Source organism: Dietzia cercidiphylli (assembly GCF_039531545.1).
In the GTDB taxonomy this organism is placed as follows: domain Bacteria; phylum Actinomycetota; class Actinomycetes; order Mycobacteriales; family Mycobacteriaceae; genus Dietzia; species Dietzia natronolimnaea.
The window spans coordinates 73,218-88,080 of record NZ_BAAAQG010000010.1 but is presented as its reverse complement, the minus strand read 5'-3'; the positions used below and the strand labels follow the sequence as shown (position 1 = coordinate 88,080).

The window sequence follows — 14,863 nt, the reverse complement described above, 5'->3', positions numbered from 1 at the left end:
GGTCGTGAGTGTGATCAGTTGAGAGCGGCGAGCGCGGAGTCGTAGTCCGGCTCGGTGGTGATCTCGTCGACGAGCTGGGTGTAGACGACCTTGCCCTCGGCGTCGAGAACGATGACCGAGCGGGCGCACAGGCCGGCCAGGGGGCCGTCGGCCATCGTGACGCCGTACGTCGAGGCGAAATCGCTGCGGAAGGTGGAACCGGCGGAGGCGTTCTCGATGCCCTCGTCGGCGGCGAAACGCTTGAGCGCGAAGGGGAGATCGGCCGAGACGTTGACGACCGCGGTGTTGTCCAGGCCGGTGGCCTTCTCGTTGAAGGTGCGGACGGACTGGGCGCAGACGCCCGTGTCGACGCTCGGGAAGATGTTGAGCACGACGTTCTTGCCCGCCAGCGACTCGGAGGTCACGGCTGACAGGTCGGTGCCGACCAGCTCGAACGCCGGGGCGGTGGTGCCGACGGCGGGGAGCTCGCCGGACGTGGTGACGGGATTTCCCTTGAATGCGGTGGTTGCCATGCGTCCGTTCTACCGGACGGCGGGCGCGGGCGGCGCTGGCACTGCCTGGCCGGTCTGGTCCACCGCCCGCCACAGGTACCAGGAGGCGACCGACCGGTAGGGGGCCCAGCTCTCGGCACGGGTGAGCATCCGGGTGGCGGTGGGGGGTCCGTCGAGTCCCGTGACCCGCTCGAATCCGCGCCGGACGCCGACATCGGCCACGGGGAACACGTCGGGCCTGTCCAGCAGGAAGATCAGCAGCATCTCCACCGTCCACCGGCCCACCCCGCGGACGGTGGTCAGGGAGGCGACCACCTCCTCGTCGTCGAGTTCCTCCAGCTCCGCCAGGGTGGGGATCCGTCCGGTCCCCACCGCGTCGGCGAGGTCGCGGAGCGCGGCGATCTTGGGTCGGGAGACCCCGCAGGCACGGATCTCGTCGTCGGAGAGGGTGGTGAGGAGGCCGGGGTCGAGATGCCGGGGCCCGGCCGCCCGCTCCCTGAGGCGACCGGCGATCCTCGCGGCCGCCTTGACCGACAGTTGCTGGGACAGGATCGAGGAGGCCAGGCGGTCGAACAGGGTGTGCGGTCCGGCGTCCGGGGCGGGCGCGAGGGTGCACGGACCGACGGTCTCGATGTGGCGTCCGAGCTCGGGGTCCGCTCGGGAGAGGTATCGGACCGCGGCCGATTTGTCGTATCCTGCGGGCATACGAGCAGGGTACCGGGCGGTTTTCTGACCCATCCTGCCTCACGGGTAACAGCGGTACCGTGGCTACCGATAACTATCGGGTCACGAAATGAGTCACACACTTTTCTCGGGGGAGGAACGCCATCGTGCGTAGGACACACATCCGTCTCGCAGCGGTCGCGGCCACGGCGGCGCTCGCGCTGGGGGCCGGTGCAGGGACCGCATCCGCGGGTTCGGCGGAGCTCCCGTCGGGCACCGCGCTCTACAACGGGCTGACCATGGTGGGCTGCCAGTATGTCGACCAGTCGATGCTGCAGATGTGCGGCGGCCTGGACGCGCTCACGAGCGACGACCCGGCGGTGCTCACGGTCAATCCGTTCACCACCGACATCGTGATCCTGGGCGCGGGCCTCTATCCCGACGGGGGGATCCGGCCGGTGCTCGAGGAGCGGCTGAGGACAGGCTTCCGGCTCGCGCGGGAGTACCCCACAGCCCGCATCATCGTGACCGGTGGAGTCCCGCAGAACGGCCGCACGGAGGCCCGCGCGATGGGCGACTGGCTCCGCGGCGCCGGGATCGCACCGTGGCGGATCACCGAGGAGGGCAACTCCAACTCGACGGTCCAGAACGCCCGGTTCACCGACCAGATCTTCCGCGAGCGCGGGACCACCGGCGCGGTCGTGGTCTCCACGGGCGACCACGTCCAGCGTGCGGTGCTCAACTTCCGCCAGGCGGTCGACGGCCGGATTCCGGTGACCGGAGTGGTGGCCCGGGGCTGACCCGGGCTCGGCCGCGGGAGGGAACAAACCGCCAGGGCCCGGAGTTGTATGACGCGACAGCAATTACCGTCCCGTCAGAGGAGAGGCCAGTGTCCGCCATCCGTCAGGTAGTCCCGCTCGGCGCGCAGTGGCCCGGTGTCGACCCGTTCCTGTTCGCGGTCCACCACCGCGACGAGTTCCCCGCGGCCGAGGGGGAGACCATGCGTCCCGCGGCCTCCCTGGAGGGCCGGTCCATCGGAGGCGACTTCTCCGGCAAGGACGGCTGGTCGATGTACCACGGCTCAGAGGTGCCCGGCTTCCCCCAGCACCCACACCGCGGCTTCGAGACCGTCACCGTGGTGCTCGACGGCGTGGTGGACCACTCCGACTCGTTGGGCGCCGCCGCCCGCTTCGGTCACGGTGACACACAGTGGCTCACCGCCGGTGCGGGGATCTCGCACTCGGAGATGTTCCCCCTGCTGGATCCCGACGCGACCAACACCATGGAGTTGTTCCAGATCTGGCTCAACCTGGCCCCCGAGGACAAGTCCGCCGAGCCGTACTTCGACATGTTCTGGTCCGAGGACACCCCGGTCGTCGTCCGCGGTGAGGAGGGGGCCGCCGCGCGCGTCCGGGTGATCGCCGGGGAGATCGACGGGATCCGGGCACTCGACCCGCCACCGCACTCCTGGGCCGCGCGCCCGGACAGCCACCTCGCCATCTGGATCGTCACCCTCGACCCCGGGGTCAGCACCGAGCTCCCGGCGTTCGACCCGTCCGCCTCCCGGGTCCTGTACAACTACGGCGGCGAGCTGACCGCCGACGGGCAGCGGCTCGGCTACGACGCCGCCGTGCTCGCCCCCGAGGCCGTCACCGTGAGCGCGGGCGAGGACGGCGCGGCGTTCCTCGTGCTGCAGGCCCGGCCGATCGGGGCGCCCGTGGTCCAACAGGGTCCGTTCGTCGGCAACACCCGCCAGGACATCGTCACCGCCATGGAGGAGTACCGTGCCGGCGTGTTCGGTACCTGGCACCTGGACCGGAACGACCCCGTCCACGCCCACGGCGAGACCCGCTTCGCGCGCTACCCGGACGGCAGCGAGAAGCGGCCGGTCGTCTCAGGCTGAGCCCGTCCGGGCGCGGCTCCGGCTGAGCCGCCCGGCCCGCCGCTCAGTCGGGCCAGCGGCCCGTGCGCAGCAGCTCCAGACTCTGTGCCCGGTCCAGCAGCGGCTGGCGCATCTGGTCCTGCAGGAACTCCAGGAGCGCCTCCGACAGCGGCGGGTTGTCGGACGAGATGGCACCGCGGGCCACCGCCACGTGCAGGTTCTCGGCGAAGCCGTCGATCGCGGTCTGCGCCACGCAGCTGTGCGTCGACACGCCGCACACGAGGAGGTGGCCCACGCCGAGCCGGTCCAGCTCCGCCCGCAGATCGGTCCGGAAGAACGCGCTGTCCCGGGTCTTGACCACCTCCACGTGGTCACCGGTGGCGAGCCCGTCGAGGAACCGGGCCTGCTCGGTGCCGGGGAACGCGAAGCCCTGGTCGTCCTCGAGCATGTTGAGGGTCCAGGTGGAGCGGTCCTCGGCGTGCTCGGTCCGCACCAGGACCACCGGACGGTCGGCCTCGTGGGCGGCGCGGATCAGCTCGTTGACCGAGCCGACCAGCTCGTCCCGCACCGCCGCCAGCTCGGGGAACTCGAAGTACGAGTTCTGCATGTCGATCACCACCAGCGCCGTCCGCCGGCCGGCCTGCTCGCCGGCCTGGTCGCCGATCCTCCCGGCCGGCCGCCACCAGGTGTCGGCCACCTCGACGGGGGTGGTGCGCTTGTGCCGGTTGCGGTGCCACGCCTCCTCGATCAGCCGGGCCGCGTCCTCGGGCACCTCGCGACCCTCGAGGTAGTCGTCGATGTGGTCGTAGCTGATACCCAGTTCCTCTTCATCGGTCTGGCCCTCGGCCTCGTCGAGGAGGTCGGCCGTGGGCACCTTGTCCCACAGCTGTCGCGGCGCCTGAAGGTGACGGAGCAGCTCCCGGACCTGGCGTTTGTCCAGCCCGGACAGCGGGAGGAGGTCGGCGGCACCGTCGCCGAACTTGGTGAAGAACCCGGTGACGTTCTCGGCGGCGTGGTCGGCGCCGATCACCAGTAGCCCGCGGTCCCCGGCCACGGCGTACTGCGCGACCATGCGGTGGCGCGCCTTGGTGTTGCCCTTGGTGAAGTCCGTCAGCTCCTCGCCGGCGGCCTGCCGGATCTCGCCGTCGAGCCCGTCCACGCCCGGGGCGACGTTCACCGTGAGGGTCTCGTCGGCCCCCACGAACTCCACGGCCGCCACCGCGTCGTGCTCGTCGTGCTGCACGCGGTAGGGCAGGCGCATCCCCACGAAGACCGCCTCGCCACCGTCGGCGCGCACCCTCTCCACCGCCAGCTGTGCCAGGCGGCCGGCCAACGAGGAGTCCACGCCGCCCGAGATCCCGAGCACGAAGCCCTTCGCCCCGCTCGCACCCAGGTAGTCGGCCAGGAACCGCACCCGGCGCTCCACCTCCTCGGCGGGGTCGATCCGGGGACGGACGCCGAGGGCGTCGATGATCTGTCGTTGTGTCGCGCGCATGGGCCCAGTGTGCTGGCGATGCCGGCGCGACTGCCACCGGACGACCCTCGGTGCGTGGACCCCCGGCGCCGGGTGGGGTGATCGGTCAGGCGCCGGCGTCGTGGACGAATTCGCCGACGATCCGCGGCCAGGCCGCCACCTCGGCGGGCGACCGCGCCACCTCGAGGCGGACGTCCGGGAGCAGGCCCAGCAGCTCCTCGGCCACGGCGAGCGGGTGCGAGGCGTCGTCCGGCCAGGCCAGCAGGAGCACCGGCACGCCGACCCCCGCGACCTCGGCGCGCGACGGGAGATCCGAGAGGGCCGCGCCCCGGAACGCCGCCGGCAACCACTCGTCCGCGACGTCCGGGACGGTGAACGGCCGGTCGGGGTCGATCGCCGGGGAGGTGGGTGGCTGCCGGGTCGTCTCGGCCCATCGGGTCCCTCCCCAGCGTGTGACCTGGCGGGCGGCCAGGTCGTAGAGGGTCGCCTGCTCGCGCCGCCACTCCCAGGCGGTCGGCGGGATCCCCAGCGTGAGCGAGGCGAACCGGTCCGGCTCGGCCACGGCGGCGGTGAGCAGGGTGGCCGCCCCCATCGACTGGCCCACCCCGTGCACCCGGCGACCCGGGAAGATCTCGTCGAGCATCGTCAGCAGGTCGCGGGCCAGCGCCGGCCACGTGTAGTCCGCGGGATCGGTGGACCCCGGTGACCCGCCGTGCCCCCGGGCGTCGTAGCGCAGGACGCGAAGACCGTCCCGGCCCGCCGTGAGGTCCAGCCCGAACACCTCGTCGCGTCGCCGGCTCGAGGACAGGCCGTGCAGCTGCACGACCGGGAGCCCGTCGCCCCTGAGATCGTGGGCGAGGGTCGTCCCGCTGCCGCCGGCCGGGGTGTACGGCCGTCTCGTCGTCGTCACACTCCGCGCCTTTCCCCGTAACACGCCGCTCCTACCGTGCGGACCATGAGGCTCACCACCGTAACGCGGATGTCGCTCTCGCCCGGCGTCGTGCACCGGTTTGCGACGCACGTCACCCCAGTTCAGGGCGAGGACACGGCGCCGTCCTTCGACCAGGCGCGCCACGCCTCCCTCGGTCGTCGCGCCGGGTCGTGGATGGCCGTGGCGTTCGCGCTGCCGTTCCCCGCCGATCGCGACCAGGTGGCGCGGGCGTGGCTCGCGGTGATCGCCCGGCACGGGACCCTGCGGACGGTGCTCGTGGGGGGAGACGAGGACGACGACGAGCTGCGGCTGCGCCCCGTCGCCGTGCACCCGATCGGCTGGCGGGTGGAGTCGGCGCGGCGGGACGAGGACTCCCGATCGGTGGTGCGCCGGGTCTTCGACCAGGCCTGTTGCCCGTTCGCGACGCCGTCCCACGCGCTGTGCCTGGTGGAGCCGGAGGGCGGGGACGAGCGGCCGGTCGTGGTGATCGGGCTGGACCACTCGCACGTCGACGCGTGGTCGCTGCTCGTGTTGTTGCGGGACTTCTGCTCCTGTCTGGACGATCTGGCGTGCGGACTCGAACCCGGCACCTGCCTGGCCCCGGTGGCCGCGTTCGCCGAGCACACCAGGGAGCTGGCGGAGCGTCCGCCCGCCCCGCCCCGGGTGCACGACAGGTGGGCGCAGATCCTCGCCGGTGGAGGGATGCCGGTCTTCCCGCTCGACCTGGGCGACATCTCGTCCCCGCGGCAGGAGGTGGTGGAGGTCCGCGACGTGCTCGACCCCGACGGCGTGGCGGCGCTCGACGCCGAGGCGGAGGCGGGCGGCGTCCGGATGGTCGCGTTGGCGATGGCGGAGATGACGGCGGTGTTCCGTCGGCGGGGAGGGGTGGGCCTGCGGGCGGTGCTCCCCGTCCACTCACGCCACCACGAGAGGTGGCACGACTCGGTGGGCTGGTTCATCACCAACTCGGTGATCGAATGCTCCGATCCGGACCCGCGGGCCTGCGCCGCCGCGGTCCGCGACGCCGTCGAGCTGGGGTCACACGCCCTGGGGCCGATCCTCGAACCGCACGGCGGGATGCCGCACACGCCCGGGATGTTCGCCATCTCCTGGCTGGACCACCGCCGGTTGCCGATCGACGTGGACCTGAGCCTGGGCCCGCAGCACGTGTCCGCGGCCATCCGCACTGACGGGGTGATGGTGTGGTTCGTGGTCAACGGCTCCGGTCTGCACGTGCGGTGCCGCTACCCGGACACCGACCGGGCCCGCGTCTCGGTGGGGGGCTGGCTGGACGAACTGTGCGCGGGCCTGGTCCGGCGGTCCTTCCACGGGCCGGGGCCGCGTGCTCGGGGAGGCGTGGCGGGGCCGAGGGACCCGGACGACGGGGAGCGGCCCGCAGCCACGCCGGGCCGAGCCGTCGTCCCCGCCTGACCTCCGCCCGGCCTGACCTCCGCCCAGCGGCGGCAGCGCTCACACCTCCGGTCCTCCCGGGTTGCAGCCCTCGGCCAGCATCTGCTCGTCCGCCACGACCGGACGCCACGGCTCCAGGTTCCAGGTGGGCTTGTCCGGCTCGAGGATCCGCGCCCACGTCCAATGACAGTCGAACTGTTCCCGCATCCCGGGAGTGTCCCCGTCGGGAGCGAGGGCGAGCACCTCCCGCCAGGCCGCGTCCGCGTCCTGCACGCCCGACGCCTCCCGGCCCGCCGGCGTGGGCGCGACCATCAGCGTGACGCCGAAGTCCGAGTCCGCCCACGTGGCCGAGGCGATGAGCGGGAGCGCGGAGGTCGGGGTCCCGGGAGTCGGTGGCGTTGCCGGGGGTGGCAGGTCCCGCGACGACGACGAGGTGGTCCGGTCCACGGAAGGGCCCGCATCCGGCCCGGTCCCGGCATCCGAGCAGCCCGTCGCGGCCGCGATCGCGAGCAGCGCCGCGGCGGCCAGGAGCGGTCGGGCGGGGTCATGGGGCATCGAGGGCAGTCTGCCAGGCGGCGGTTCGCGGGTTCGCTTCAGAGACTCGCGGGGCGTGTGGGGTTGCGCATTCGGCGTCCGTGCCGCGATCCTGTGTTCCGGGGAACCCGGTGGCCGCGGAGGGTCCGCTCACCACCCCGGTGCGAGGAGTGTTACTGATGCCCGTTATCGACTTCAGCCAGCTGCAGATGTTCTGGGACGGGATCTTCCCGGCGATCTTCGGGCCCCTCGCGGGCTTGGTCGACACGATCGGGGCGTCCGTAGAGGGCCCCTGACCCACCCGGGTCCCTGGCTTCCACCGGGTCCCTGACTCACCCCGCGGCGAGGATCCTGTCCAGGGTCCTGAGGTTCCTGGTGGTGAGGTGACGCTTGTTCTCCCGGCCGTCGAGCACCTTGTACGCGTCGGAGGTCAGCGTCGAGCCGCGGGGGACACGCCAGTACACACAGCCCGCGCCCTCGGCGACCGCTTCCGTGCTGACGGTCGTCTCACTGTCGGTGGCCGGCCCGGCCCCGGCATGCGCGTCGGCGCCGGCGGCCGCCTCGCCGACCTCCCGGATGGCCGCGCGCATCGCCACCGTCACCCGGGTCGTCACCTCCGGGTCGTCCGAGAACACCACGTAGTCGTGGTGCTCGGGCAGCGCGTCGAAGGGGTACGCGGCCACCACCGTCGCCACCGCGTCGAGGGTGAGGACCTGCACGACCGCCGTGTAGTCGAACCTCTACGCATACGCGGACTCGAGCGCCGCGCGTAGTCCGGTCACCGGTCGGGGATCGGTGACGAGCACGTTGCCGGTGGCCAACACCGTGGTGACCGACGTCCCGCCCGCGGCCTCCGTGCACGCGACCAGGTCGGGCATCGCGATCCGGTTGCTCTTTCCGACATTGATCCCGCGGAGCAGCACGACCTTGCGATGCTCCCCGGCGTGTGGGCCCGCCGATCCGGTACTCATGTCCCGATCTTCCTCCCGGGGCAGGCCCGCGCGGGTAGCTTTCCCGCCATGGCAGTGTCAGTTCAGTCCGTTGTGAAGATCGAGACCGGCGTCCCCGAGATCATGGAGGTCCTGGCCGACGTCGAGTCCCTCGTCGACTGGTCGAGCGCCCACCGTGCGGTCGAGGTCAGGGAGGCCGACGACGAGGGGTGGCCGATCGTCGTGTGGGAGCGGGTGTCCCAGTACGGCGTCACCGACGAGATGGTCGTGCGCTACGAGTGGTACGACGGCGAGGTGAGCTGGTCCCTGGTCGAGAGCGGTTCCCAGAAGGTCCAGAACGCCCGCTACGTGCTCACGGACAACGGCGACGGCACCACCGAGGTCGTCTTCGACCTCGAGGTGGATCTCAAGATCAAGCTGCCGGGTGCCGTGGTCAAGAAGGCGCAGAAGCACATCGCCGACGTGGCCACCACGGGGTTGCGGGACGAGGTCCTGCGGCGGCACGGCTGATCATCCGCCCCGAGCCCTCGGGGGTGGGATCCGGTCAGGAGAACCGGCGGGAGGAGATCAGTCCGTCGGTCAGATCGCGGCGCACCAGGTCGGGCACGGATCTGCGACGCAGTGGTGCGCTCCCGGTGTGGGCGAGGTGCGCGATGCCGTCGAGCAGGTCGGCCATGGCCTCCGTCGGCGCCCAGGCCGGTGCCCATCCGAGCTCGTCGCGGGCCCGGGCGCAGTCCTGCAGGGGCACGGCGTACGCCAGGTCCAGCCATCCGCGGTCCACCGGCTGCAGGCGCGCCCGCCACGTCAGACCGACGAGGGCCCCGAGGAGCGGCAGGGGGATGTGGACCGCCCGGGCCCCGAGCACCTCTGCGAGGTCGTCACTGGTCAGCGGTTGTTCGGCCGCGAGGTTGAACGGGCCGGTGGCGCCCTGCTCGATCACTCGCACGACGGCGTCGGCGACGTCGTCGGCATGGACGAGGGGCAGGCACAGGCTCCTGTCGACCGGCAGCAGCGGGACCCGCGGCGCGAGATGCGCCGGCAGATAGGCGGGCAGTCCGTACCGGGTCAGTCCGCTCGCCGCCGCTCGTTGGACGATGAAGCCCGGGCGCATCCGGGCGACGGGCACGGCATCGGCCCCGAGGAGACTCTCGTGGTCGTCGATGAGCGTCTCCGCCGCGGCCTTGTGTCGGCTGTACGCCGAGCTCCGCACCCCGGTCCTCGCCCAGGTCTCGTCGACGTGCTCACCGTGGCGGCCCGGCGCGTAGGTCCCCACGGAGGACATGTGGACCAGGAGGCCCACCCCGGCCGACTGTGCGGCACCGAGCACCGCGGCGGTCCCGCCGACCCCGACGCTCTCGAGGTAGCCGATGTTGCGGGTGGGTTGGAAACCCCAGGCCAGGTTGACGACGGCGTCCGCCCCGACGAAGTGTCGACCGAGTTCGCCGGCCGCGTCCGGACCGGAGACGTCCAGCGCGTGCCAGTCGACTCCGCGGTACTCGCCGACGGGATCCGGTGGCCGTCGCACGAGCCCGACCAGTCGGTCGCCGGAGCGCGTCTCGCGCAGACGACGGAGCAGCGCGGTGCCGACGTTCCCGCTCGCGCCGATGATGACGATCCGCATTCCGGCCTCCTCGCCCGAGCCCGTCAGTCCGGTCGACGGTACCTCCCGGGTCGCGGCCGTCAACCGCCGAGCGTCGGGGCGATGAGCAGGACACCGGCCAACGCGAGGCCGGCGACCCACACCGTCGAGGCGGCGGCCAGGATGACCGGGCGTGCGCCGACCCTGCGCATCGCGGCCACCCGCACACCGATCCCCAGGGCGAACATGGCGCAGGTGAGCAGGACGGTCTGCGCAAGCGAGGCGGCGTCGACGACCGGGTCGGGGACGAGCCCGGACGAGCGCAGGAGGACCAGGGCGAGGAACGCGACGACGAACCCGGGGACCAGCGGCGGCCGGGTCCCCCGGGCGTCGGTACCGGTCGTCCGTCGCCGGTGGAGGCTGATCACGGTGACCACGGGGGCCAACAGCAGGACCCGGGCCAGCTTGACGACGGTGGCGACCGCCAGGGCGCCGCCGCCGATCGCCCCGCCTGCCGCGATCACCTGGGCGACCTCGTGGATCGATCCGCCGGCCCACATGCCCGCCGCGGTGTCCGACAGGCCCAGTGCCCCCGACAGAACCGGGACCGCGACGATCATCAGGGTGCCGAAGATGACGACGAGGGTGATCGCCGTGAGGACCTCCTCCTCGTCGGTGTCCGACACGCTGTCCACGGCCGCCACCGCCGCTGCGCCGCAGATCGAGAACCCGCAGGCGATGAGCAGGCGCTGCGTCCAGCCGAGACCCAGCGCGCCCCCCAGCGCCATGGTGCCGGCGATTCCCAGGACCACGATGACGACGACGAGCGCGACGACCTGCCACCCCAGCGCGGTGATGTCCCCGAGCAGGAGCTGCAGACCCAGCAGGGCGATGCCGACCCGCAGCAGGGTGCGCGAGGAGAACGCCAGGCCCGCGGTGGCACGGGCCGGCAGGCGCACGGTGTTGCCGAGTGCGGCACCCAGCACGATCGCCACGAGCATCGGGTTGAGGGTGGGGACCAGGTGGCCGACCCCCAGCGCCGCCGCTGTTCCGGCGAGCGTCAACGCGGTGCCCGGGGCGAGCGTTCGTGCCCTGACCCGCACGCCGGTCAGTCCGGACGTCGCCGAGTCCGAGGCCCGCGACACCGCTGCGTGGCCGTGCTCGCGTCGCCGGGCGGTCAGGGGGGTGGTCACGTCTCCAGGATGGACGCGGACGGGCCCGTCCGGTAGCCGGCAGTCCGGTATCCGTCCATATCTCACAGGCATGGCCCGAAGCGGAGCCATATGCTGTCTGCATGACACGGAGGTGGCCCGACCTGGCCGTCCTGGAGCTGCTGATCGGCGTCGACGACCAGGGGAGCCTGAGCGCGGCGGCCCGGAGGGTCGGGATGGCGCAGCCCAACGCGAGCAGGGCGATCAAGGATCTCGAGCGGCGGTTCGGCACGCCGTTGCTGCGTCGGCACCCGCGGGGCGCCACGTTGACCCCGCACGGGACGGTGCTCGCCCACTGGGCGCGGAGGGTCCTCGCCGAGACGACCCAGTTACTGGAGGTGGCGCAGAGCCTGCAGTCCGAGCGGTCCGCCACGCTGACGGTGGGGTCGAGCATGACCGTGGCAGAACACCTCATGCCGCGCTGGCTGGGGGCACTGAGGGGCGTGCTGCCGGAGGTGAACATCCACCTGCAGGTCCACAATTCCGTCAGGGTCGCCGAACTCGTTCTGGACGGCACCTGTGACGTCGGGTTCGTCGAGTCCCCGACGGTTCCCAGCGGTCTGCACACCAGTACCGTTGCGCGCGACCGGCTCGTGGTGGTGGCGGCGCCGACCCATCCGTGGGCCCGGCGCCGCACCCCGGTGACCATCTCCGAGCTCGCGGCCACACGGTTGGTGGTGAGGGAACCGGGGTCCGGCACCCGGACGACCCTGGACCGCGCACTCCACGAGTACGAGCGCCCCGCTCCACTGCTCGAACTCGCCAGCGCGGCCGCTATCCGCACCAGCGTCCTGGACGGGGTGGGACCGGCGGGGATGAGCACGCTCGCCGTGGCCGATCAGGTGGCCTCGGGCGCCCTGAAGATCATCCAGATCGACGGGCTGGACCTGCGACGGGAACTGCGCGCGGTGTGGCGGCCGCCGCGTCAGCTGACCGGCCCGGCGGGTGAGCTGGTGACCCTCGCGCGGAGGAGCCACCAGCGCGCGGACGTGATCACCCCCGAGGGGCGGACCGTCCGCTGAGCAGATCCAGCGCGTGGCGGACCCCCTCGGCCGGGAGTTGGCCGGGCGCCGATGCCGCGCCCACCGTGGCGAAGGTGGCCGAGGAGCCGAACGGGCCACCGCCGAGCCGCGTGACCGCCCCCAGGCCACCCATCGACATGGTGATCAGCGGGATGCGAGCGGCCCGGTATCGCTCCTCGGTGGCGGACAGCAGCGTCACCACATCGGCCGCGGATCGCGGCGTCACGGCGATCTTGGCCACGTCCGCCCCCGCGTCCTCCATGGCCGTGAGCCGCGCCACGATCTCCTCGGCGGGCGGGGTCGCGTCGAAGTCGTGGTTGGACGCCACCACCGGGGTGCGGTGTCGGCGGGCGGCGGTGATCGCGTCCTCTGCGTGCGGGTGCCGGTACTCCACGTCCAACGCGGCCGCCATGCCCGTCGAGGCGAGTGCCTCGACGAGCGCGACATAGGCCTCCGGTGAGATCTCCGCACCCCCGCCCTCGGACCTGGTGCGGAACGTGGCCAGGACCGGCAGTCCCGGTAACAGAGCCGAGATCTGCTCCAGGGCCTGCACCGCCGGGTCCGGATCACTCCCGGCCCCGGCGGTGAAGGGTCCGTAGAGGTCGACACGCCATTCGACCACGTCGACCAGTCGGTCCGTGTCCGGTGAGACCCCGGCCGGAGGGGTCCCTCTCACGGGAGTGCTCCGGAACTCGGAGTCGGCGCTGCGTAGCGCACCGATCTGCTCGGCGAGCTCCGTGAGATCCCGACCCGTGAGCGGGACGATGATCGAGGGCGAACGGGCGTCCAGGACGAGCCGATGGCGGGGCATGAGTAGACCCTACGACGGCCCCACCGGTGCGGTGGTCTCAGCAGCACCCGTCGCACGGGCAGGGCCGCCCGGCGGGGACCAGCTCGAGTGCGGTGAGGCCGCCGGTACCGGTGGTGCGGTAGTAGCGACCCGCCCACCGCAGAGTCCTGGAGGGGCGCCGGACCGGTACGAGCTCCCACGTCGGTCCGTCGGGGCCCTCGCACAGCAGGTGGCCGGCGTCGAGAACCCGGCCGTCCAGGACGGACCCGCCCCACCGGGTGAGCAACGCGGCCGTCTCCCGGGCGCCCAGGCCGCGGGCCAGGAGTTCCGGGTGTCCGCGATCGGTGAGCCCGACCGTGTATCCGAACCGTTGGTCGGGTGGCAGTGGGGCGGACTCGCAGTCCTCGCAGGCGCAGCCCTCGCCCACGTGGACCAGGTGCAGGCCGAACCGGTCGATGTCGGCGGCGACGCGCGCCATGTCGGGGTCAATGGCGGCGACGGGGCGGAACCGGATGACGGTGTGGGACACGGGAACTCCTGTTGTGTGTTCGGTGATCGTGGGTATCGAACAGGTGCTCGATACGATGGTGAAGGTAGACCGCGCCTACGACACGGTCGGCCCGGTGCCGGGATGGCGCGGGCCGCGCCGGTGCACACTGGAGGCGAATCCGCTGAGGGGACGGCCCCGGTGTGTGGGCACCGGGCACGAGTGAGGACGACGGAGGGGGATCGGATGAAGGTCGCGTTGGCACTGGGTTCCGGTGGGGCGCGCGGATACGCGCACATCGGGGCGATACGCGAGCTCGAGTCGCGCGGGCACGAGGTGGTCGGGGTGTCCGGGGCGTCGATGGGGGCGGTCGTGGGGTCGCTGCTCGCGGCCGGCGAGTTGGACCGTTTCGAGGAATGGGTGCGGGGTCTGGCACAGCGGGACGTCCTGCGGCTGCTCGACGTGTCCTTCGCCGGCGGGGGAGCGATCCGCGCCAACAAGATCATGGGCGTGATCGGCGAGATGCTCGATGACGTGCGGATCGAGGATCTGGCGATCCCCTACACCGCGGTGGCCACCGACCTGCGGGCGCGGCGCGAGGTGTGGTTCACCCGGGGCCCGGCCGATATCGCCGTCCGTGCGTCGTTCGCGATCCCGAGCATCGTCACCCCGGCGATCGTGGGCGGGCGCCTGATGATCGACGGCGGCGTGACGAACCCGGTCCCGCTCGAGCCACTCGCCTCCGTGGAGAGCGATCTGGTCCTGGCCGTGTCGCTGACCGGGCGTCGGGCGGGGATCCGCGGGTCCACCTTCCAGGAGAGCTCGGACCCCGATGAGCCCTCGGCCGTGGCCGATCCGAAGATGTCCAAGAAGGGTGGCACCGTCACCGCGACCACCGCCAGGCTCTCCGGACGCATCCGGACGGCGGCGGCGGACGTGCGGGACGCGGACCTGGTCAGACTGGTCGCGGCCCGCCTCGGTCAGGACACCTCCGGGGCGGACGCGGCCGGTCCGGACACCGCCGGTCCTGACACCGCCGGGCTGGACGCACCCGGGATCGACCCGACCGGGCGGGGCGCCGGGGGCGATTCCCGGACCGGGGACGACGCCACCCCGAGAGGGTCGGCGCAGCCGTCACCGGAGGTCGAGGAGGCGGTCGAGGAGGGCGAACGCGAGGTCCGGGCCGACGCCCAGGCGGACGATCGGAGCCTCGAGTCCCTCCCGGGCACGCTGCGGATCTTCGACGTGGTCTCCCAGTCGATCGAGGCCATGCAGAGCATCCTCACCGGCTACCGGATGGCGGGGAACCGCCCCGACGTCCTCGTGGAGGTGCCGTCCGACTCGTGTTCGGCCTTCGATTTCCACCGCGCGGAGGAGATGATCGAACTCGGCCGTCGGCTCACCGCGGAGGCGTTGGACAGGGAGGGCTTGTGAGACGG

Annotated in this window: 17 protein-coding genes and 1 pseudogene; 6 read left to right on the top strand and 12 right to left on the bottom strand. The window is 72.4% G+C overall.

All coding sequences use genetic code 11. The annotated features are described in order from the left end of the window. Nucleotides 1–14: 14 nt before the first annotated feature. Entirely contained in the window at nucleotides 15–512 is a 498-nt protein-coding gene (gene tpx / locus ABD250_RS11015; protein WP_182639628.1) for a thiol peroxidase, read from the bottom strand. Between the two features lie 9 nt (nucleotides 513–521). Next, entirely contained in the window at nucleotides 522–1,196 is a 675-nt protein-coding gene (locus tag ABD250_RS11010; protein ID WP_182658967.1) for a DNA-3-methyladenine glycosylase family protein, read from the bottom strand. Between the two features lie 125 nt (nucleotides 1,197–1,321). On the opposite strand from ABD250_RS11010, the gene ABD250_RS11005 reads away from it, so the two are divergent. Then, nucleotides 1,322–1,954 (top strand): YdcF family protein, encoded by a 633-nt coding sequence (locus ABD250_RS11005; protein WP_179523694.1) that lies wholly within the window; start codon nucleotides 1,322–1,324, stop codon nucleotides 1,952–1,954. Between the two features lie 89 nt (nucleotides 1,955–2,043). Beyond that, entirely contained in the window at nucleotides 2,044–3,057 is a 1,014-nt protein-coding gene (locus ABD250_RS11000) for a pirin family protein (protein ID WP_344392252.1), read from the top strand. 43 nt (nucleotides 3,058–3,100) lie between these two features. On the opposite strand, the gene ABD250_RS10995 is transcribed toward ABD250_RS11000, so the two are convergent. The 3 genes and pseudogenes from ABD250_RS10995 to ABD250_RS10985 all read right to left on the bottom strand — a co-directional run bounded on the left by ABD250_RS10995 (nucleotide 3,101) and on the right by ABD250_RS10985 (nucleotide 5,420). Then, nucleotides 3,101–3,652 (bottom strand): cysteine hydrolase family protein, encoded by a 552-nt coding sequence (locus tag ABD250_RS10995; protein ID WP_259848170.1) that lies wholly within the window; start codon nucleotides 3,650–3,652, stop codon nucleotides 3,101–3,103. A gap of 60 nt (nucleotides 3,653–3,712) precedes the next feature. Next, a pseudogene (gene nadE, locus ABD250_RS10990) lies at nucleotides 3,713–4,531 on the bottom strand (ammonia-dependent NAD(+) synthetase); the annotation flags it as partial. An 85-nt stretch (nucleotides 4,532–4,616) separates the two neighbouring features. After that, nucleotides 4,617–5,420 carry an alpha/beta fold hydrolase gene (locus ABD250_RS10985; RefSeq protein ID WP_344392250.1) on the bottom strand — a complete coding sequence of 268 codons (804 nt, stop codon included), beginning with the start codon at nucleotides 5,418–5,420 and terminating at the stop codon, nucleotides 4,617–4,619. Between the two features lie 45 nt (nucleotides 5,421–5,465). On the opposite strand from ABD250_RS10985, the gene ABD250_RS10980 reads away from it, so the two are divergent. Next, nucleotides 5,466–6,872 (top strand): condensation domain-containing protein, encoded by a 1,407-nt coding sequence (locus ABD250_RS10980; protein ID WP_344392248.1) that lies wholly within the window; start codon nucleotides 5,466–5,468, stop codon nucleotides 6,870–6,872. A gap of 39 nt (nucleotides 6,873–6,911) precedes the next feature. Here ABD250_RS10980 and ABD250_RS10975 read toward each other — a convergent pair whose 3' ends face one another. The 3 genes from ABD250_RS10975 to ABD250_RS10965 form a co-directional block, all read right to left on the bottom strand. After that, nucleotides 6,912–7,406, bottom strand: a complete 495-nt coding sequence (locus ABD250_RS10975; protein ID WP_259848158.1) for a DUF2599 domain-containing protein — start codon at nucleotides 7,404–7,406, stop codon at nucleotides 6,912–6,914. A gap of 311 nt (nucleotides 7,407–7,717) precedes the next feature. Next, nucleotides 7,718–8,104 (bottom strand): hypothetical protein, encoded by a 387-nt coding sequence (locus tag ABD250_RS10970; RefSeq protein WP_241730539.1) that lies wholly within the window; start codon nucleotides 8,102–8,104, stop codon nucleotides 7,718–7,720. Between the two features lie 21 nt (nucleotides 8,105–8,125). After that, the gene (locus ABD250_RS10965) at nucleotides 8,126–8,356 is read right to left on the bottom strand and encodes a DUF1697 domain-containing protein (protein ID WP_241730538.1); all 231 of its coding nucleotides are present in this window, start codon (nucleotides 8,354–8,356) and stop codon (nucleotides 8,126–8,128) included. 48 nt (nucleotides 8,357–8,404) lie between these two features. Here ABD250_RS10965 and ABD250_RS10960 point away from each other — a divergent pair, with 48 nt between their 5' ends. Beyond that, entirely contained in the window at nucleotides 8,405–8,845 is a 441-nt protein-coding gene (locus ABD250_RS10960) for an SRPBCC family protein (protein WP_179523687.1), read from the top strand. 34 nt (nucleotides 8,846–8,879) lie between these two features. Here ABD250_RS10960 and ABD250_RS10955 read toward each other — a convergent pair whose 3' ends face one another. Together ABD250_RS10955 and ABD250_RS10950 are read right to left on the bottom strand one after the other, a co-directional pair. Next, nucleotides 8,880–10,019, bottom strand: a complete 1,140-nt coding sequence (locus tag ABD250_RS10955) for an NAD-dependent epimerase/dehydratase family protein (RefSeq protein WP_241730537.1) — start codon at nucleotides 10,017–10,019, stop codon at nucleotides 8,880–8,882. Next, nucleotides 10,016–11,026, bottom strand: coding sequence for a YeiH family protein (locus ABD250_RS10950; protein ID WP_241730540.1), 1,011 nt, complete (start codon nucleotides 11,024–11,026; stop codon nucleotides 10,016–10,018). The genes ABD250_RS10955 and ABD250_RS10950 overlap by 4 nt, the downstream gene beginning before the upstream one ends. A gap of 182 nt (nucleotides 11,027–11,208) precedes the next feature. On the opposite strand from ABD250_RS10950, the gene ABD250_RS10945 reads away from it, so the two are divergent. Next, nucleotides 11,209–12,147, top strand: a complete 939-nt coding sequence (locus tag ABD250_RS10945) for a LysR family transcriptional regulator (RefSeq protein ID WP_182658172.1) — start codon at nucleotides 11,209–11,211, stop codon at nucleotides 12,145–12,147. On the opposite strand, the gene aroD is transcribed toward ABD250_RS10945, so the two are convergent. Together aroD and ABD250_RS10935 are read right to left on the bottom strand one after the other, a co-directional pair. Further along, complete coding sequence (gene aroD / locus ABD250_RS10940; protein WP_182658171.1) at nucleotides 12,119–12,958, bottom strand: type I 3-dehydroquinate dehydratase; 840 nt, start codon at nucleotides 12,956–12,958, stop codon at nucleotides 12,119–12,121. The two genes, ABD250_RS10945 and aroD, sit on opposite strands and share 29 nt — an antisense overlap. Nucleotides 12,959–12,995: 37 nt before the next feature. Then, complete coding sequence (locus tag ABD250_RS10935; RefSeq protein WP_182640127.1) at nucleotides 12,996–13,466, bottom strand: DUF4262 domain-containing protein; 471 nt, start codon at nucleotides 13,464–13,466, stop codon at nucleotides 12,996–12,998. A gap of 204 nt (nucleotides 13,467–13,670) precedes the next feature. On the opposite strand from ABD250_RS10935, the gene ABD250_RS10930 reads away from it, so the two are divergent. Further along, nucleotides 13,671–14,858, top strand: a complete 1,188-nt coding sequence (locus tag ABD250_RS10930) for a patatin-like phospholipase family protein (protein WP_182658170.1) — start codon at nucleotides 13,671–13,673, stop codon at nucleotides 14,856–14,858. The last annotated feature ends 5 nt before the right edge of the window (nucleotides 14,859–14,863 follow it).